A 19,027-nucleotide genomic window follows, 5' to 3' on the forward strand; every position below is an offset into this window, starting at 1 on the left:
TAAATGAAGAAGATGAAAAGATATATATGTTTACTAGCAGCCTTATTTAGTGGATTTTCGGTATGTGCACAACTAAAAAACAGAGCATTGTCATTGGCTCCAGAGAACCCACCGCGGCCAGTAGTGGTTTATATTAACCCAGCACAAGGACTTATTTTTGGTGCCTTTTACCAGGGAAGCTCGGGCGGAACAGTGATCATTTACCCCGATGGTTCCCGATCAACTACAGGAAGTGTGATCCAGGCAAGTCAGGGTTTCTCCTTTTCCCCGGCGATTTTTGAGGTTGACGCAGAGCCGGGGACGCTCATAACTATTGTAAACGGACCGGATGTCACCCTCTCTGGGAGCAATGGGGGAAGTATTAATCTTCACATCGGAAATGCCGACCCGGGAAGTCCTTTTATTGCTACGGCAACTTCTCCGGGCCGTACACAGATCAGGATTGGCGGCACCTTAACCTTAACCAATCCACTAACAAATCCGCCTGGCAATTATAGCGGCACTTTTTCAGTGACTTTTATTCAACCTTAACCTGGAACGGACTAGAAGAATGATGCGGAGCTTTATGGCAAATATGATCTTAATGACCGGTCTTTGTATGTTTAATGTGCAAATTTCCCAGGCACAAATAGATCCTGAGTATGAAGAACTATCTATCTTTTTAAAAGTACAGCGTGTTGGCGCCGCTGAAATCCCGGCGTTGATCAAAGGTGAAACCGCTTATCTTCCGGTTATAAATATTTTTACCTTTTTGAAGCTCAATATCACCTCGGGCAACCCGGACTCGGTGTCCGGAACATTCATTGACCCGGAAGCTAAGTTTTTTATCGATCTGGCCAAAAACAAGATTATTTACCGTGATAAAGTGTATCCGCTTAAAGATGGTGATCTGATTAGAACAGCGACTGAGCTATACCTGCGGACGGATTACTTCGGTGAAATCTTTGGATTGAATTGTACCTTCAATTTTCGCAATTTGTCTGTTGTGCTCAGTACAGATCTGGAGCTACCTGTACTTCGTGAGCTACGCCTGGAGCAAATGCGTAATAATTTAAGCCGGTTAAAGGGGGAATTTAAGGCAGATACTATCATCGGACGGAATTATCCTTTGTTTTACTTCGGAGCAGCTGACTACGCGGTCATCACTTCTGCTGGAAATAAGAATACACCAAAGGACGCGAGGGTTAGCCTTGGCCTTGGGGGGATGCTTGCCGGGGGCGAGACGAATGTTGTGCTCAATTATCATAACAATGAAAAATTAAATCCGCGCCAGCAATATTATTTATGGCGATATGTAGACAATAACCGTTCTTTTGCGAAACAGTTCCTTGCGGGGAAAATCCAGGGGCGATCTATCGCTTCTATTTACGCGCCAATTATCGGTATCCAGGTGACCAACGCAGCTACTACTTACAGGCGCTCGTTCGGGACCTATACTTTAAGTAACAATACAGAACCAAACTGGACAGTTGAACTGTATGTTAACGGAGTCCTGATCAATTATGTGAAAGCAGATGCCTCAGGTTTTTATACCTTTAATGTACCGCTTGTATATGGAAATACAGTGATAAAATTGCGCTTTTATGGACCCTATGGAGAGGAACGTTCAACGGAACAGAATATTAATATACCTTTCAATTTTTTGCCGAAAAATGAATTTGAGTACTTTGCCAGCACGGGCATGGTGGAGGATACAAAGCGTACCCGTTTTGCCCGTTTTAGTAGTAATTACGGAATTAGTCGAAATGTGACTGTCGGCGGCGGTATTGAGTATCTTTCTTCTATAACTTCAGGCACTAAAATCCCTTTCATCAATACTTCTGTACGTCTGCTGCCCAATTTGCTGGCATCCGGAGAGTACGATCATAATGTACGATCTAAAGCTGTATTAAGTTACAATCTGCCATCAGGTTTACAGTTGGAACTAAACAGCACCTGGTACAAAAAAGGGCAAACGGCCATTAACAATACTTTTGAGGAAGACAGAAAAGCAATCCTTTCCTTTCCAATTCGAGGCCGTAGTTTTTCAGCCTATACAAGGTTAACATTTCAGCAGATCCTGCTCCCAAATACAAAATACACGACTGCTGAATGGATGTTATCCGCTTCCTTGGGGAACTACAATGGAAGTGTAAGTACCTACTCATATTTTCTGAAAGGAACAAATGCTGATGTGTTCAGTAATTTTTCTTTGTCGACCAGACTAAAAACACTATTGATTACACAGCAGGCACAATTTAATTATGTTGACAAAAGTTTTATGGCTATAAAAACAGAAATTGAAAAACGGGTATTCAAGAACGGCTATATAAATGCATCTTATGAGCGGAATTTCAGTAGTGATGTCAACAATATTGAACTCAGCTTGCGTTATGATTTCTCCTTTGCACTAACCCGGCTATCTGTAAGAAAGAGCAATGACGAAGTCAGACTGCTTCAGGCTGTAAGCGGCAGTTTGATCCATGACGGGAAAACCGGCTTTACGAATTTCAATAACCATTCCAGTATTGGCCAGGGTGCGATATTGTTAATTCCTTATCTGGACCTGAATGGTAATAACCGGCAAGACAAGACTGAACCGCGGGTTCAGGGCTTGAAAATAAGGATAAATGGCGGTCGCATATCACAATCCATCCGCGACACCACTATCCGCATTACTGACCTCGAAGCTTATACAAATTATAATCTTGAGCTGGATTCCTCCGGATTTGATCGGTTGGCGTGGAAACTTCCTAAAAAGAATTACAACGTTGTTATCGACCCTAACTATGTGAAGAATATAGCCATTCCTGTTGTGGTATATGGGGAAGCGTCGGGCAGAGTTATTTTAAAGGAACAAGGAGAAGACAAAGGTCAGGGTGGGGTAACAATTAATTTTTACAACGAGCGATTCGTAAAAATCGCGCAAACCGTTTCGGAAGCAGATGGTTATTTTTCTTACCTGGGCTTTTTTCCGGGGAAATATTCCGCTAAAATTGATCAGGGTCAATTGGAAAAGTTGAATCTAATTGCTACACCCGGATCAATAGGTTTTACCATTTTACGTAGTGTAGATGGTACACTGGTCAATAACCTCTTATTTAATATAACGCAATCCACTACCTATGAGCGAGCACCAAAATAAAAAACTTAACGATTTAAGTTCTGAGCAACAATTACTAAATTATCAAAAGCGAATAGCCAATATCCTGGAGAGTTTTACCGATGCCTTTTTTGAGGTGGACAGTGAGTGGACCGTGACCTATTGGAACAAAGAAGCAGAAAAATTATTATTGATGCCCAGGCACAAGATTATTGGCCAGAATTTATGGGAGGTATACCATGACGCTATTCCTTTAAAATTTTATACGGAATACCACCGGGCTATGGATAATAATATAGCCGTGCATTTTGAGGAGTTTTTTCCGCCACATCAAATATGGATAGAAGTTGCCGCCTATCCATCAGGAACCGGGTTATCTATTTATTTTAAAGACATCACAGAAAGAAGAAATTCAGTAATTAAACTGGAGAAGGAAAAGCAAAAATATATTGAGCTATTTAACTTAAGTCCTGTACCCCAATGGGTGTATGATCTGAACAGCCTGCAGTTTCTGAATATAAACGAGGCAGCGATCCAGCATTATGGATATAACAGGGCCGAATTTATGGAAATGACAATTCTGGATGTACGGCCGGAGGAAGATATGGACTGCCTTTTTGATATCCTTACTAAGGAAGATAGCATCGGTTTGTTTGATAAAAGTATCGTACGGCATATAAAAAAGAATGGTGATATGATCTACGTATGTGTAGAAGGAAACAACGTTTTGTTTGAAGGTAAAAGTGCTCGGCTGGTGATGATTATTGACCGCACAGCGGAGATGCGGGCCAAACAGGCGATGGAGGAAAGTATTGAACGCTTTAACATTGTATCGAAGGCAACGAGTGATGCGATATGGGACTGGAATATCCTTACCGGAGAGATGATCTGGAATCGTGGAATCGCAGGGATATTTGGTCATAAAAAGACTTCCAGTACCGAAGAGTGGTGGAGGAGCCATGTTCACCCAGAAGATCTGGAAGATGTGATTAAAAAGGTAGATTTTCTGATTAAGAACAAAAAACAGAGGATAAAAATTGATTACAGGTTCCGTTGTGCGGATGGATCCTATAAGTTTGTTCAGGACAGGGCCTTTATCCTGTTTGATCAGTTGGGCCAGCCAATAAGAATGATAGGGTCCATGCAGGATATCACAGCACGGGTTAGTCGTATTAGGGCGATCGAAGAACAAAACTCGCGTTTGCGGGAAATATCATGGATTCAGTCTCATAAAATCCGAAGCCCCCTGTCAAAAATACTGGGACTTGTTTCTTTAATCAATTTGCATGATATCGATTTAATGAGTGTAAAAGAGCTGATCCCACATTTGAAGGCATCCTCAGAAGAGCTGGATATGGTATTGAAAGATATTATAAAAAAAACACACCATCATTTATCATGAGGCCGTTTCCTCTAAATTGATCAATTATTGATGTCATGGGGGAGGTGGATGCAGATATAACCATTGTTCAAAAGGGAAAAGATAATATCTTCTTCATGGAAAAAATTCCCTTCAACTCTGAGTATTTTGTCTACATCCTCCAGGTCGATAGAGATCTTGAATGCTGGATATCTAAACAACAGCTCGGTTATGACGTTCATTGCAGCTGCTGGGTGTTTGACATTTGTTTTGAAAATTGCTACCATGCTTATTGGTTTTGATATGCGCTAATTCTTCTTCCCCAGTAAAGAAAAAGGATTAAACGAGATGCCTATATTGAAGTAAAATGCCGGATCAGGAGTTACTTGATAAACAGGCTTCTGAAATGCCTCCTCTTTTTTAAATATCCTACCCGTAGGTGTAACTTTTACCCCACTTTTTGCCGTAAGCATAAAGTGTTTTGCAATTACATGTTCATAGGTCAGTCCTGAATTGATATCCAGTTGCCTGTATTCATATTTTTGAGAAGTACCGTCTAAATTGTATAGGTAAAATGAGGTTCCATCCAATTCAGTGCCCAATGAAATTCTGCCGCTGTTAAAAACAAACTTTCTTAGCTGTATGCTTCGGGGGAGGAAAATATCAGCGATTAAGCCATTATTGAATTTATGTTCATAAGAGAATATAGGGATGAATGGAGTTACTGCACCCGGATCAATGTTAACCATGAATCCTGCTGTCATCTTGGTCTTTTGATTGGCTTTTAATACCATTACGCCGGCAAACAAGCCTTTTACCCTTTCGAAATGTTTATCACTGCCATCTACCACGACACTCGAGTTATAAATTACCCGCTTTCCGAATAAAGAGGAAAAATAGCTCAGGTTCAGAGATGAAAACAGGTAATAAAAATCATTATCCATGGTGATCTGATCTGTTGTGCCAGTTTTAGTAACATCTGTTGCCACCGAAGTGAATCTGTAGCCCATAGTAGTACTCAAAAGCCATGTCTTTTTTTTAATCAAATTGATGTTGGCGCTCAATTTCACCTGCTGAAAGCTGGTTACTTCGCCGCCTGGGGAGATATTATCTTGCTTTTTTGACTTGTAATGATACGGGGCAGTATTACTGAACTCGAAATTTAAGGGCCGGGCTATGGCAAACTTATCAGCAGCAAATGCAACTACTCGTTTTCGTATACTCAAACTATCTTCTGCCTTCTTCGGGATACTATCTGTAACCTGAGAGAAGCACTTTGCTGATATGATCAGCATGCCGAATACCGTCATTGTACTTTTTATCCTATTCATGTGTTCTATTAAGATTCTGATGGTGAATTGAATGCAAAGAAATGTATAATGTGAATGCGTATTTTTGTTTTTATACCAAAGCGCTTAGTTATTATACTAAAATTGACATATCCTGAATTTGGTATAATAAAGGGTTTGTTTGGTATAATTTTGCTAATGAGGCTTTGGCATAGTGCTATCTTTGCTAACCATAAAAAATTGAAATGAAACCAGAGCTTGAACTGAAGAATACAAATCTCCTGCAGTTTATTATTGATGATCGGTACAGGATCTTACGTCATGTTGTATTTTTAGTGGCAAGCCTGGTTGTAATCTCTTATTCCAATTGGCAGGTTGGATATCCCGAACCTTTAAAGTATTATAGATTGTTCTGTGTCTACGGAGTGTTGATCACAATATGCTATATCAATATGTACTTTTTGGTTCCCGTTTTCTTCTTTAGGGGTAGACATTTATTGTATCTGGTTCTTCTTTCGCTTTTGGTATTCCTTAGTCTGACTTTCATGGCTGCTTTGTTTCATGCCTATCTGATTTCAGGTGAGATTCCGCAGGCTGTTAACTATAGGGGCTTTTTTGAGGGCTTTTTTATAACGGTGTCGATTGTTCTGATTACCACCATGATTAAATTATTTCAACGTTGGACCAGAGATAATGACCGAATTGCCGAGTTGAAGAATATTACCCTAAGGATGGAACTCAATGAGTTAAAAAACCAGATCAATCCGCACTTCCTCTTTAATATGTTGAACGGCATAAAAGCACTGATACGAACCGATCCTGATAAAGCTAATCTTGTGATTATGAAACTGTCTGAATTTCTACGTTACCAGATTTACGAGAACAATGAAGAGCAAACATTATTGAACTCTGAAATCACTTTTTTATCGAACTTCCTTAACCTTGAAATGCTTAGGAGAGATCATCTCCTTATTGACGTTAGTACCCCAGATACACCAGGATTACTGAATGGTATTTTTGTGCCCCCTAACTTATTTACCACTTTTGTAGAAAACGCGGTCAAACATAGTGTGGATATCAGTGGCAATCAATCTCATATTGGTATCAAAATAGTACTTTTTGGAAATCAGCTTCATTTCTCTTGTACGAACTCAAAAGATCCTCATTTTATTTTATCAGATCAAAAAAACAGTGGGTTAGGACTGTTGAACATTAAACGTAGGCTTGAGTTATTGTACCAAGAGAATTATTCTTTGACTGTGAATTCCACAGAAAACCAGTTTACCGTTACCTTAATTTTACCCTTATGAACTGTATCATTGTAGATGACGAACCCCTGGCCAGAGCCGAAATGAAGGCCTTGATAAAGGAGGTATCCAATACTGAAATATTGGGGGATTTTTCCAATGCCCGAATGGCGCTTGACTTCTTGAGATTAAATCAGATCGATCTGATTTTTATGGATATTGAAATGCCGATGGTAACCGGACTTGAGTTTGCTACGCAATTGCCAGGATCGACAATGGTCATCTTCACGACAGCTTACCCGCAGTATGCTTTAAAAAGCTATGAATTGGATGCTATTGACTATCTGCTCAAACCAATAGATAAATCGAGGCTAAGCAATGCCATAAGAAAGGCAGAGGCATATCAGGGATTGTTATCGGATAGTCCTGAAAAGAATACCGTTGAAGGTAGTACTGCAGATTTTCTGTTGATTAAATCTGACAGAAGGTTTCACCGAATCAAATTTGTTGATATCAGGTTTGTTGAAGGTTTGAAAGATTATGTAGTAATCCATACAAGTAATCAGAAGTTGATTACTGCAATGAATTTAAAAACCTTTCATCAAAAAATTCCAGGGGATACGTTTTTGCGGGTAAGTAAATCCTACATAGTAAATAAAAATTATATCGAGTCTTTTGATCACCATACTATTTATCTGGGGGAAAATGAACTTCCCATTGGTGAGGTTTACAAAAAGGAATTCTTTGCCATCTATTCAGGCGGGGCAGTCTCGCCAGATATCATGGGGTTGTAGTTTCATATAGATCCTGAAGCATATCAAATTTGGCTTTGTACCTGAAGTTAGCCTTTTCAAGCACCTTCCTTGCTGCAATGTTTTTTCGGTTGACTACTGCTCCGATTTTAGAAATCCCTTGGTCAGATAGGTTGTCAATCAATTGCGGTAGGATTTCAGTCATGATATAGCAGCCACTAGCAAAGCCACTCAAGTAAAATTCAATAAAAAAAGGATAGTGATCCATTTGATAATGTTGCCTGGCTACCTCCGGAGAGATCAGATCAATGATACCAATTACTTTGTCTAGTTGTTTATGCGTAATGAAGTGAATGTAATTGTGACCCGAATGATAATTCATAACCATGGTCTGTAAAAACAATTCCGCTTCCTGTAAACTGTTCAGCCGCTTGCCTGGAATAAACTTCAAGGTTTGATCGTCCGACAGAATGGAAAAGATATCGCTGCTGAGGTCCTCGAATCTTCCTAAATCTTCAGGACGGAAGGGGTGGATCAGTAGGGTGTCGTTTTCAAGGAATATCGGTTTCAGCATCAGGTTCTAAGAAAGGAGATAAGCTGTTACGATATCTTGTATTTGTGTGGATAGGCTTGCTGGGCTAAGGTTATCCAGCTGATGTTGCGCCGAATTGAATTTTTCAATATAAGTGGCACTCTGTTCATTGAATTTCAGGTAACCCTGTTCAAAGAAACGTTCCTGCACTTCACCTGAAGAGTCCATGGAACGGAAAGTCAAGGACTGAATTTGTGCTGATTTTTTATCCAGGATGAGCCAACGGAATATTTCTGAGATATCAGCATCTTCAGCAAGATCTGTTCTTTTGATCTCCAATATAGATTGCTCAGGATTTTCCAGGTAATAAAGACAGGTAAAAAGAAGTTTCATGTGTTTTGTAATCGTATCTAAGCGCCGAAAATAGAAAAAAATGATTTACTATAATTATTTTTCTTTGCGGATACGACTTAAACTTACTGGCGTAATTCCTAAATAAGAAGCGATAAACTTCAGTTGAACGCGTTGCAGAAGGCTAGGGGTACTTTTTAACAACTCATCATAACGCTCTTTTGCAGATTGCAATTCTCTTAAGATAACTCTCTTTTCAAGCTTTAAGAGCTCTTTCTCCGCTAATTTTCTACCCCAATTGGCGATATGTATGTCCTTGTTAAAAAGCTCCCGCAGGTGGTCAATGTTTAACTCGTACAGTTCGCAATTTTCCAGAAGTTCAATATTTTCGTACGATTTCTGATTCTCTACATAACTCTTCATGGAAAGGACAGTTTCACCTTCTTCACCAAACCAAAATGTGATGTCATTTTCTTCCTGAGCGGCAAAAGCTCTTACCACACCTTTTTTTATAAAATATAGATGTCTCTCTATTTTGTCAGCCCTTAATAGGATATGTCCCTTTTCAAATTTAACTTCCTTGATGTATTTAGTGATCTCGGTTATTGTCTCAGAAGGAAGCGGATAAATTTTGTTTAAAATTTGACTGATGTTCATACTTTGAAATGACTTGCAGAATGCTGTTATGTAGCATTCAAAAGTAAGTAATTTAATCAGTTTCCTACCCAATTGTTACTTTAAGCCACCAAAAGCGGCGAAACAAGAGTTTTTATGGAGTACTTCAACATCCTTAAATCCTATTTTACTTAACAAATTAAGCTGGTAGCCTAAAGAACGTGGTGTGTCCTCATAGTCAATATAATCAAATACTTTTTGCGCATATTCCGGACCACCAAGCGTTTCAAGATATGCCCTGTATTTATCTTGAAATAGCTTATTAATCAGCGCTGAGTCATGCGTAATTAAGTCAGAAATCCAAATACTACCACCCGGTTTAAGTGCATTGTATATCTTGGTAAAAACAAGTTCCCAGTCCTGATCGGTACGTAAATGGTGGAATGTGGCAGCAGCCAACACAATATCAAAATGGTTATTTGGTAGATCAAGGTTACGCATATCGTCATGTATGGTCGTCACCGTACCCTTGGTGTTTGCAGACACCCTTTCTTTAGCTTTGCTAAGCATTGGCATACTCAAATCATTCAGCGTACAATTTAATTCGGGAATCTTGCTCAGCATTTTCAAAGTGTAATTACCCGCGCCGCAACCTATATCTAGCAACTCTTTCGCCTGTGGAGTGATATATTTTGCGGCCTCAGTGCATAATTCCATAGTTAATGGGGCGTCAACGGTGGTTTGTTGCCCGGATTCAAGATTTGAAAAGCGTTCCACATCATTATCGAACCGCGACTTAATCTCATCGTTAGTCGCCTTTTGTGAATATTCTGTTTTCATATTTTATCATTTTTCGTTTGTCAAAACTAACCGCTTTTACCATATTTGAAAAATATCAATTTTATCAACTGACGATACTTAATAGGTATTAAAGATATGGAGCTTAGACATCTTTTATATTTTAAAACCGTTGCAGAAGAATTACATTTTACAAAAGCTGCAACAAAACTCTTTATTTCACAGCCGCCCTTAAGTCGCCAAATTAAAGAGCTGGAACAGGAATTAGAAGTGCAATTATTTACACGCAACAACAAACAGGTTACCTTAACTGACGCTGGAAAATATTTCAAAAGCGAGGTTGACGCGATTTTTGCCAAATTGGAAGAAAGTAAAAGTATAGTTCGTCAAATTCATTTAAGTGCCAGCGGCGAATTAAAGATTGGTTACATCAGTTCGGTTTATCAATCTGACCTGGCCGAGATTTTAAAAGCGATGCGCCAGGAATTTCCATATATAAAAACTGGATTATTTGAAATGCCGACGATCACCCAGATAGCGGCATTAGAGCAAGGAAAGTTAGATGTAGGTATTTTAAGGGCGCCGATTCTTTCCGAAAAGCTAATCGTTAAGACCTTATTTTTTGATCCTTTCATTGTTGTCATCCCGCTTTCAGAACAAAAATTTAATAGCAATAAAGAACTGGCCGACTTTTTAAAAAAGAGTCCATTTATATTTTTCAATAAAGAATTTGCACCTCATTATAACAACAAGCTACTTGAAATTTGCAAACGCATGCAGTTTAGTCCTGACATTACACATGAGGCTAATAATGTACATTCTATATTACAGTTAGTAGAGGCGGGGCTTGGTGTATCGATACTGCCATTATCCCTTAAAAGACAGTATGAGCACTTAAAAGTATCCTTTGTCGAATTAAAAGATATCCCCGTAAATACCGAAGTAGTGGTAGCTTACAAGCATACCAATAGAAACCCTGCATTGAAATGGTTTATTGACAATTACAGCAATACCCGCGAGTAATTTGATTGCAAAGACCGGGTTTTCTCTTTTATATTATCTTTGCAGCACCATGAATAACGAGATTATCTTAAAGAAAAAGAACAGTTTTCTATTTTTTATCTACTTAGTCGGACTAAGCATTATAGGTTTACTAGCCACCGACATGTACCTACCTGCATTTGACAAAATGCGTGTGGATTTGGGCTCCACTAAAAGCAGTATAGGTGCTACAATGAGTTTATTTTTAGCTGGATATGCCATTGCACAATTGATATGGGGTCCAATATCTGATAAAGCGGGTAAACCCAAAACAGTACTAATAGGATTGAGCATTTTTACGATAGCCTCAGTAGGTATTTTCTTTACAGAAAGCGTAAATGTGTTATTGCTGTTAAGGTTAGTACAAGCGATTGGTGTTTGTGCAGCTGCTGTATGCTGGCAAGCCTTAGTTATCGAGAAATATCCATCAGAAGAAACAAATAAGATATTCGCCTCAATTATGCCTTTAGTGGCGCTATCTCCGGCATTAGCACCGGTAATGGGCGCTTCCTTGCTAAATTATTTTGGATGGAGATCTATATTTATAGCACTGGCTTTAATTGCAATATTGTTAATCCTCTACACCTTAACCATAAAAGAGGAGAAAATAGGAGATAGCCATACGGCTAAACCGGTTAATTCAACGGAAGAAAGAACTTATTTATCACTGTTAAGATCTAAAGGTTACGTAGGAAATGTATTGATCTATGCCCTCTGCTCAGCAGCCTTTTTTGCATGGCTTACTGGTTGTCCTTTCTTTTTGAAAGAGCTTGGATACAATGAAAGTGAAATAGGATTTAGTTTTTTCCCACAAACCATTGCATTTTTGATCGGTGGATATGGATACAGAAGTCTGTCAACTAAAATAGAAGGGAAAAAACTACTTCCTACATTGCTAATCTTATACTCGATAAGTTGTGCATCACTTTATTTAATTACCATTTCAATTACGCCTACATTAACTATAATATTGATACCCTTTTGTTTAATGGCTTTAGTTAATGGAGCATGTTACCCTATAGTTGTAGCAGCCGCATTAAAACCATTCCCACATAATTCTGGAAAGGCAGCTGCTATGCAAAACACAATTCAGCTAGGGATTTGCTTTTTAGCAAGTGCAATTGTTTCGTTGTTTTCTAAAGACGCTTTGTTGATCACTACAATTGTGATGGCCGGCACAATTCCTTTTGTTTATTTAGGATATAGGTTAAGCCTCTAGTATCCATATGGTTCTCGCATTTTTTTTAAAAAATATTTGCGTAGTTAAATAGCTACACATATATTTGTAGTCAAATAGCTACATAATGAATTTAAGACGAGATGTATTTCAAGCCATAGCAGATCCAACAAGAAGGGCTATACTGATGTTGGTAGCTACACAATCTTTGACAGCAGGCGCTATAGCCTCAAATTTTGATACCGCAAGACCGACCGTTTCAAAGCACTTGCAAATACTTACCGAGTGTGAATTGTTGAATCAAGCGCAAAATGGGAGAGAGGTTTACTATGAAATTAATGCAAAAAAGATGAAAGAAGTAGCCGACTTTATTGAGCCATTCCGCAATATGTGGGATGATCGATTTAATAAATTAGAAGCCATCATGAAAAATTACAAATCTGAAAAATAGAATCATATGGAAAGGAAAACAAAAATCAATGCAGAAGAAGGTAGACAAGACTTATTGATTACCAGAGAATTTGATTTGCCATTGGAGTTGCTTTTTAAAGCGTATGCGGAGCCAGATATTGTTGAGCAATGGATGGGGACTAAAGTGCTGAAGCTTGAGAATAAGCAACACGGTGGCTGGCAATTTGAAACAAATGATGCACAAGGAAATGTAGCGTTTCGTGCCAATGGAGTGATCCATGAGTTTGTTCCGAATCGGAAAATCACACGAACATTTGAAATGGAGAATGCGCCTTTTGACGTTCAACTCGAGTTCCTGGAATTTGAACGCCTTACTGAGAACACTAGCAAACTCAATATACATACGATATATAGATCAGTTGCCCTCAGGGATCAAATGCTAAAACTACCTTTTGCACAAGGTATAAATATAGCACATAACAGATTGCAGGAAATTGTAAACAAATTAAAATAACACGTTATGACAAAGAGAAACAAAATCATCTATTGGATTGCTACACTCTGGCTTTCGTTAGGCATGGTGTCAACTGGAATAGTTCAGTTATTAAAAATGAAAGAGGAAGTAGCACTATTTACACAGTTAGGCTACCCACTTTATTTTATGACGATGATAGCGATTTGGAAAATTTTAGGCGTGATTGCAGTGCTTATTCCTAAATTCCCTTTATTAAAGGAATGGGCGTATGCGGGATTCTTTTTTGCGATGTCGGGAGCCGTTTTTTCTCACCTGGCCAGTGGAGGTGGTGCTAAAGATTTTTTTGGACCGGTATTATTACTTGTCTTGACTGTTGTATCTTGGTATTTTAGACCAGAGGATAGAAAAACCATTTCAGTTAACGTATAATTATAAACGATATGAAAAACAATAGTAAAGTGTTGTCAGCAGAACAAAGTGAAGAACTACTCAACACATTGAAAGAGCGCTTTCATAAAAACATGAATCGCCATAAAGACTTGGAATGGGCTAAAGTACAGGCAAAGATCGAAGCTAAGCCTGAAAAATTATGGGTGTTGGATGAAATGGAAGTAACTGGCGGTGAGCCAGACGTTGTTGGTTATGATGAAAATACCAGCGAATACATTTTTTATGATTGTTCAGCAGAAAGCCCTAAAGGTCGCAGAAGCCTTTGTTACGACCGCGAAGCCTGGGAATCAAGGAAAGAGCATAAACCAGCAAATAACGTTATAGATACCGCCGCTGCCATGGGCATTGAACTTTTAACGGAAGAACAATATAGAGCGTTGCAGGAATTTGGGAAGTTCGACACGAAGACTTCAAGTTGGTTGAGAACACCTGCTGACATTAGAAAACTTGGTGGTGCCATTTTTGCAGATTATCGCTACGGAAAAGTGTTTGTGTATCACAATGGTGCGGAATCTTACTATGCAGCAAGGGCTTTCCGGGGCTCTTTAAGGGTGTAAATAATGAAATAAGCCAAGGTTCATAACAGCGATTTTCGTATCTTTCGCGTATGCTATTTTCGTTTATTTAATACTGCTCAGTATGGTTTTTGGTGTGTTGCAATATTATTGTCTAAAATAATTAGGACAGCTCCTGAAGTTCTTCAGGTCTTACTTTTCGTTGCGGGCGATAGCCGATTAATGCCAGATTGATTTCATCCTGAGTGTTTGGATTGATCAGTCTGGAGCAATAGCCATTACCGTTTTCATCGCTAAAGCTAATTACCGTTCGTTCACTAGGATGATCAATTTCCGGCAAAGTGGTTAGCACTGCTAGTAAGTTGTCAAAGACGCTCTTGATATCCTCATTTATTGGTAAAACAAACAGAATTTCATCCCTACGGCCATCAAAAAAGGTAATTGTACGCCATGATTGTTCTTGGTAATGTGCTTTCAGGTTCAGTAGGAGCTGCGCTTTATAAGGATGTTTCATTTTAGAGGTCTGATTGGTGGCGCTAATATAGCAGATTCAGCGGATTTGTCACCACCAATCATAGTATTGATACAATTTTAGGATTCGGCTTTGGAATTTATGTGTGTGTTTATTTACAATTTAACAAATTATGTATTAATTTGTTAAATCTAATTAATCATCTTATGACTCCTGCAATACAAGGCCTGCATGATGTTTGGCTTTCCAATAGAACAGTTGAAAATACCCCGCATCAAATATCCTTTGGTGACCTGACAAATTCAATTATAAGTACTGGGCCCTTTTCTTTTTATGTGATAGACTTTTTTGATATGTCTATTTCTGACATCAGTCCATCACTTTACGATATGCATGACTTTGAACCTGGAAAGACCAGCTTTAATGATTTATTGGGCGCTATACATCCTGAGGATATGGAGTTTGTTATTAAAGCGGAGGCATTTCTGACTAAATTTTTTCTGGAAAAAATTGAACGAAATAAGTTGTTGAAGTATAAAATTAGTTACTGCTACAGAGGACGTTTAAAAAATGGAGAATATGTACTTTTCAATCACCAGGCATTGATGTTAACTATGGATGATCAGGGGGGCTATGGTAAATCATTAAATATCAATACCCGTATTGATCACCTGAGTAATTTTAATACTTACAAAGTATCACTTATTGGCCTTCATGGCGAACCTTCATTTATGAATCTAAGCCTGGAGGCAGATGATCGGGATTTAAAGGAGTTTTCTAAAAGGGAAATTGATATTATTAAGCTTGTTAGTAATGGCTTAAATAATGAGGAAATAGGTGAAAAGCTATTTATCAGCCCCCTTACGGTAAAGAAACACCGCAATAATATTTTGATAAAATCCGATTCTAAAAATACTGCCCAGCTGATAAAAAACTGTATCCTTCAAGGGGTAATTTAGGTTTAGCAACTTAGGTTTTAACCCTACATGTTCTAATTTACCAAACATGCAGGGTTAAAAGCTTTCAACTAGATTTTTGATTCATATTCATGTAGTGCTGAACTAACATACATGTTGTGAAGCGGCAATATTACCGGATCACCTTTTGGAAATCCATTCTTTTCGAGAATTGGCATTAAGGTTTTGCCAAACTCTTTAAAATCATCTTCAGATTCCCAAACATCAACAACCAACCAACTATTTGGGGTTGGTGCAGCTGCATGATGTAACAATCCTTTTGGAGTTGGATTGCCTGATTCACGCAAGTCTCTCCAGACTTGATCATACTGTTCTCCTGAAACACCAGGCATGTCGAAATAAACCATTACTTTTTCCATTGTATTTTAATTTAGTACGCATTGCAAACACCTTGTTCAGTTTTTAGTTTTTTATTTTGCATACGAGTTGGAAGGTCATTTCTCGGCATAAATTACAATAGCACTAGAGTCAATAACAACATCTCCATCAGCGTACTTTTGATTTATTGTTTCATATACTTCAGCTTTTATTTTGTCCTTCGTAGCCTGATCCGCTTTACTAAGCGCTGCAACAACAGGTGCAGCTACATCAGTCATCAGATTCCAGTAAGTATCCGTGGTTCCGCAATTCATTTTTCCTGCAACCTCTTTTTCTGAAATATTTATTAAGCCTGCCTGTTTGAATAAATCAGACATCATGCCCGCTTCGGCACAGCGAAACATTCCCGGAGCCTCAGGAGGAGGTACAGGTATATCCATATTTTTGCGGATTACACCCATGGAGGCCGTTACCCAGAAGTTTTTCTCAGGGATATTCCAAACAGCAGTAGCGATTCTTCCCCCAGGTTTCAGTACACGGGCCATTTCCTTAATTGCAAGTAGCATATCTGGGAAAAACATGAAACCAAATCGACAACTTATAACATCAAATGTATGGTCTTCAAATGGCAGTTCACAAACATCACAAACAATGGTTTCAATGTTTTTAATCCCTCTGTCAGCTCCATTTTCACGAGCTATCTCAAGCATGTCGGCCGAAAGATCTGTGAGTGTGACTTTTCCATTTGTGAGCATGGATGCAATAGTTAAGCCTGGTTCGCCAGTACCCGAAGCGATATCGAGTACCATATCATTACCTTTAGGATTAAGTAATCGGATCATTTCATCACCTACAGGCTTTAAAAAGTCCATGGTAAGCGTATCCCATTTTTTCCAGCCTGCCGAAAATTTATTCCATACCTCTTGTTGCTGGTCACGTATGATTTCGAGTTCTTGATTCATGATCTTAGATTTTTAATGGAAGAAAGTATTTACTTCGCCATGAAAAACAACGAAAAGAGTTTTAAGTTTTTTACATTTGCTATATGGACATTTCAGCACAATTCCCAGTATTAGAGCGCTATACCTACCTCAATACCGCCAGTTCTGGTATTTTATCACAATCCATACAAGAATGGAGGAGAGCTCATGATGAAGATTTTATGCGACGTGGAAGTGAATTTCGCTTACAGCAAGCTGACTTTTTACAGGATGTAAGGCAGCAGGTATCTCGGTTTTTTAAAGGTAAGGTAGAAAACACCTTTCTTGTGCAGAATTTTTCTATTGCATTTAATATTTTCTTAGATGGATTGTCCAATGATCATACGTTTTTACTGATCAATAGTGATTATCCTTCTGTAAATTATCCTGTCGAAAGTAGAGGGTTTAGTTGTGAATACGCCGAACTAAACGAAGACCTTGAGCAAAATATATTAGCTAAAATAAAAGTCTTTAAACCATCTGTATTGGCCATAAGCTTGGTTCAATACATTAGCGGGATTAAAATCGATCTTAATTTTGTAAAAAGATTAAAAGCCGAATATCCGAATATGCTGATTGTTGCTGATGGAACTCAATTTTGTGGTACAGAGAATTTTAATTTTCAAGAATCAGGATTAGATGTGCTGATCAGCAGTGGCTACAAATGGATGCTTGCCGGTTACGGTAATGGATTTGTGCTCATTAAGGAAGAGGTGTATAAATATCTATATCAGGATCGATTGCATTATACCTTACCTAAGGAGCCTTTTTTAAAAGACAGAAAATTACTATCGCTTTGCTTTGAACCGGGACATTTAGACACACTAAACTTTGGCACGCTGAAACAATCTATATCGCTTTTAGAAGGGCTTGGCTTAGATTTTATTGAAAAACGATTACACACATTAGCTGAAACTGCGAAAAATGCCTTTATGGATAGAGGGCTTCTTTCCAGATCGGTAACAGAAAGAACTTCACATTCAACAATATTCAACATTTCAACGAATATCGAGTTGACAAAAAGAATAAATGATGCCAAAATATTGGCTTTACCACGTAGCGAAGGCTTAAGGGTAGCTTTTCATTTTTATAATAATGAAAAAGATCTAGCGTTGCTATTGAAGGTTATTGACGAGAATTAGTGCTTATTTGTTGTGGAAAGCAACGTGTACTTTAAAGTCACCTTAAGGTAATTGTTAAATATATAGCTAGTTACGTGAAATAAAATTGTTACATTTGCCCCAAGTTAAACCTTAAACCAATTAAAAAACCACATCTGCATAAACCTCTTACTTAAACATATTTATTTTTTAAAGCTAAGTAACTCTATAGGATGAGAAAATGCATTTTAGGGTTGTGGACGCCAATTGTTATTATATTGGCTTTGACTACAATCAGCTGGAGATCAGTGAAAAGGACGGAAGTACAACCAACAACAACAATACAACCAAGTAAAATCGTAAACAGTGACTCGCTGTACAACAATTACATTAGTAAATTGTACGATAGTGTTAATTTGGAAGCTAGTGGCTTGAAGCTAGAAGTTTTTGAAAAGGCAGTTACAGGCTTCTTTAATCTTAAAAATTTAGGAAAAGTCGACGAAGATAAATCTGTGGTTACCATCGCGGACTTTGACATGAAGAGTACTGAAAAACGTTTGTGGATTATAGACCTTCATAAAAAAACTTTATTGTTGAATACCTGGGTGGCCCATGGACAGGCTAGTGGTGGCGATAAAGCGGTAGATTTTTCTAATACGAGCGAATCCCTCAAAAGTAGTCTGGGTTTTTATATAACCGGAGAAACTTATAATGGGAAGCACGGTCGTTCCTTAAGGTTGGATGGAATGGATGAAGGCTTTAATTCTAATGCGCGAAAACGTGCTATAGTGGTGCATGGGGCAAATTATGTTGGCCCGCAAACTATTTCTGCTTTAGGTAGATTAGGTAGAAGCCAAGGATGCCCGGCAGTACCACAATCAGTAGTTAATAAAGTAATCGATAACATTGGGGGTGGAACAGTTTTGTTTATTAATTCTAGTGAGGAACATTTTAATTCAAAATACCTTGATGAAACAATGATGAGTACCTTAAAACCTTGGGCGGGGAGCGAGGATAATGTATAATCTATTGGTTTAAACTTTCCAGGTAAACAGTTGTTATGTAGATTCAAATCATAACACATC

At 38.4% G+C, this 19,027-nt stretch carries 23 protein-coding genes; 14 read left to right on the plus strand and 9 right to left on the minus strand.

Annotation, left to right across the window (positions count from 1 at the left end; genetic code table 11):
* Positions 1-12 precede the first annotated feature (12 nt).
* Genes FBD94_RS20400 through FBD94_RS20410 form a run of 3 tightly spaced genes read left to right on the plus strand, consistent with a single transcriptional unit; the run spans position 13 to position 4,484 of the window.
* Entirely contained in the window at positions 13-531 is a 519-nt protein-coding gene (locus FBD94_RS20400) for a DUF4402 domain-containing protein (protein WP_165503565.1), read from the plus strand.
* A gap of 19 nt (positions 532-550) precedes the next feature.
* Positions 551-3,124, plus strand: a complete 2,574-nt coding sequence (locus tag FBD94_RS20405) for a hypothetical protein (RefSeq protein WP_205945914.1) — start codon at positions 551-553, stop codon at positions 3,122-3,124.
* On the plus strand, positions 3,105-4,484 hold the full coding sequence (locus tag FBD94_RS20410; protein ID WP_136881571.1) for a PAS domain S-box protein: 1,380 nt from the start codon (positions 3,105-3,107) through the stop codon (positions 4,482-4,484). Before FBD94_RS20405 ends, FBD94_RS20410 begins: the two co-directional genes overlap by 20 nt.
* 20 nt (positions 4,485-4,504) lie before the next feature.
* On the opposite strand, the gene FBD94_RS20415 is transcribed toward FBD94_RS20410, so the two are convergent.
* Together FBD94_RS20415 and FBD94_RS20420 are read right to left on the minus strand one after the other, a co-directional pair.
* Positions 4,505-4,729 (minus strand): hypothetical protein, encoded by a 225-nt coding sequence (locus FBD94_RS20415; protein WP_131608343.1) that lies wholly within the window; start codon positions 4,727-4,729, stop codon positions 4,505-4,507.
* A 21-nt stretch (positions 4,730-4,750) separates the two neighbouring features.
* Positions 4,751-5,773: a hypothetical protein gene (locus FBD94_RS20420; protein WP_136881572.1), complete on the minus strand. Its 1,023-nt coding sequence runs from the start codon at positions 5,771-5,773 to the stop codon at positions 4,751-4,753.
* A 203-nt stretch (positions 5,774-5,976) separates the two neighbouring features.
* On the opposite strand from FBD94_RS20420, the gene FBD94_RS20425 reads away from it, so the two are divergent.
* On the plus strand, positions 5,977-7,041 hold the full coding sequence (locus FBD94_RS20425) for a sensor histidine kinase (RefSeq protein ID WP_131608341.1): 1,065 nt from the start codon (positions 5,977-5,979) through the stop codon (positions 7,039-7,041).
* Positions 7,038-7,772, plus strand: coding sequence for a LytR/AlgR family response regulator transcription factor (locus FBD94_RS20430; protein ID WP_136881573.1), 735 nt, complete (start codon positions 7,038-7,040; stop codon positions 7,770-7,772). The genes FBD94_RS20425 and FBD94_RS20430 overlap by 4 nt, the downstream gene beginning before the upstream one ends.
* Here FBD94_RS20430 and FBD94_RS20435 read toward each other — a convergent pair.
* The 4 genes from FBD94_RS20435 to FBD94_RS20450 form a co-directional block, all read right to left on the minus strand.
* On the minus strand, positions 7,759-8,304 hold the full coding sequence (locus tag FBD94_RS20435; protein WP_136881574.1) for a GNAT family N-acetyltransferase: 546 nt from the start codon (positions 8,302-8,304) through the stop codon (positions 7,759-7,761). The two genes, FBD94_RS20430 and FBD94_RS20435, sit on opposite strands and share 14 nt — an antisense overlap.
* A 6-nt stretch (positions 8,305-8,310) precedes the next feature.
* Positions 8,311-8,655: a hypothetical protein gene (locus FBD94_RS20440; RefSeq protein ID WP_131608337.1), complete on the minus strand. Its 345-nt coding sequence runs from the start codon at positions 8,653-8,655 to the stop codon at positions 8,311-8,313.
* Positions 8,656-8,709: 54 nt separating this feature from the next.
* Positions 8,710-9,270, minus strand: a complete 561-nt coding sequence (locus tag FBD94_RS20445; RefSeq protein WP_136881575.1) for a Crp/Fnr family transcriptional regulator — start codon at positions 9,268-9,270, stop codon at positions 8,710-8,712.
* Between the two features lie 75 nt (positions 9,271-9,345).
* Positions 9,346-10,068 carry a class I SAM-dependent methyltransferase gene (locus tag FBD94_RS20450; protein ID WP_136881576.1) on the minus strand — a complete coding sequence of 241 codons (723 nt, stop codon included), beginning with the start codon at positions 10,066-10,068 and terminating at the stop codon, positions 9,346-9,348.
* Between the two features lie 96 nt (positions 10,069-10,164).
* Here FBD94_RS20450 and FBD94_RS20455 point away from each other — a divergent pair, with 96 nt between their 5' ends.
* The 6 genes from FBD94_RS20455 to FBD94_RS20480 all read left to right on the plus strand — a co-directional run bounded on the left by FBD94_RS20455 (position 10,165) and on the right by FBD94_RS20480 (position 14,137).
* Positions 10,165-11,049, plus strand: coding sequence for a LysR family transcriptional regulator (locus tag FBD94_RS20455; RefSeq protein WP_136881577.1), 885 nt, complete (start codon positions 10,165-10,167; stop codon positions 11,047-11,049).
* A 49-nt stretch (positions 11,050-11,098) separates the two neighbouring features.
* A complete protein-coding gene (gene punC / locus FBD94_RS20460) occupies positions 11,099-12,286 on the plus strand; it encodes a purine nucleoside transporter PunC (RefSeq protein ID WP_136881578.1) in 1,188 nt (395 codons plus the stop codon).
* 85 nt (positions 12,287-12,371) lie between these two features.
* Entirely contained in the window at positions 12,372-12,695 is a 324-nt protein-coding gene (locus FBD94_RS20465) for an ArsR/SmtB family transcription factor (RefSeq protein ID WP_131608332.1), read from the plus strand.
* Positions 12,696-12,701: 6 nt separating this feature from the next.
* Positions 12,702-13,169: an SRPBCC domain-containing protein gene (locus FBD94_RS20470; RefSeq protein WP_136881579.1), complete on the plus strand. Its 468-nt coding sequence runs from the start codon at positions 12,702-12,704 to the stop codon at positions 13,167-13,169.
* Positions 13,170-13,175: 6 nt separating this feature from the next.
* Positions 13,176-13,559 carry a DoxX family protein gene (locus FBD94_RS20475; RefSeq protein ID WP_136881580.1) on the plus strand — a complete coding sequence of 128 codons (384 nt, stop codon included), beginning with the start codon at positions 13,176-13,178 and terminating at the stop codon, positions 13,557-13,559.
* An 11-nt stretch (positions 13,560-13,570) separates the two neighbouring features.
* On the plus strand, positions 13,571-14,137 hold the full coding sequence (locus FBD94_RS20480) for a DUF4256 domain-containing protein (protein ID WP_136881581.1): 567 nt from the start codon (positions 13,571-13,573) through the stop codon (positions 14,135-14,137).
* A gap of 121 nt (positions 14,138-14,258) precedes the next feature.
* Here the strand turns inward: FBD94_RS20480 and FBD94_RS20485 are convergent, their stop codons facing one another.
* Entirely contained in the window at positions 14,259-14,609 is a 351-nt protein-coding gene (locus FBD94_RS20485; protein WP_136881582.1) for a hypothetical protein, read from the minus strand.
* A 164-nt stretch (positions 14,610-14,773) separates the two neighbouring features.
* Between FBD94_RS20485 and FBD94_RS20490 the strand changes: the two genes are divergently transcribed.
* On the plus strand, positions 14,774-15,526 hold the full coding sequence (locus FBD94_RS20490) for a LuxR C-terminal-related transcriptional regulator (RefSeq protein WP_136881583.1): 753 nt from the start codon (positions 14,774-14,776) through the stop codon (positions 15,524-15,526).
* 68 nt (positions 15,527-15,594) lie between these two features.
* Here the strand turns inward: FBD94_RS20490 and FBD94_RS20495 are convergent, their stop codons facing one another.
* Together FBD94_RS20495 and FBD94_RS20500 are read right to left on the minus strand one after the other, a co-directional pair.
* On the minus strand, positions 15,595-15,903 hold the full coding sequence (locus FBD94_RS20495) for a hypothetical protein (RefSeq protein ID WP_131608327.1): 309 nt from the start codon (positions 15,901-15,903) through the stop codon (positions 15,595-15,597).
* Between the two features lie 75 nt (positions 15,904-15,978).
* Complete coding sequence (locus FBD94_RS20500; RefSeq protein ID WP_136881584.1) at positions 15,979-16,824, minus strand: class I SAM-dependent methyltransferase; 846 nt, start codon at positions 16,822-16,824, stop codon at positions 15,979-15,981.
* A gap of 83 nt (positions 16,825-16,907) precedes the next feature.
* Between FBD94_RS20500 and FBD94_RS20505 the strand changes: the two genes are divergently transcribed.
* Together FBD94_RS20505 and FBD94_RS20510 are read left to right on the plus strand one after the other, a co-directional pair.
* A complete protein-coding gene (locus FBD94_RS20505) occupies positions 16,908-17,984 on the plus strand; it encodes an aminotransferase class V-fold PLP-dependent enzyme (protein ID WP_136881585.1) in 1,077 nt (358 codons plus the stop codon).
* Positions 17,985-18,175: 191 nt separating this feature from the next.
* Positions 18,176-18,967, plus strand: coding sequence for a murein L,D-transpeptidase catalytic domain family protein (locus FBD94_RS20510; RefSeq protein WP_136881586.1), 792 nt, complete (start codon positions 18,176-18,178; stop codon positions 18,965-18,967).
* Positions 18,968-19,027: the final 60 nt, after the last annotated feature.

Origin of the sequence: Pedobacter hiemivivus, from assembly GCF_005144565.1 — a bacterium.
In the GTDB taxonomy this organism is placed as follows: domain Bacteria; phylum Bacteroidota; class Bacteroidia; order Sphingobacteriales; family Sphingobacteriaceae; genus Pedobacter; species Pedobacter hiemivivus.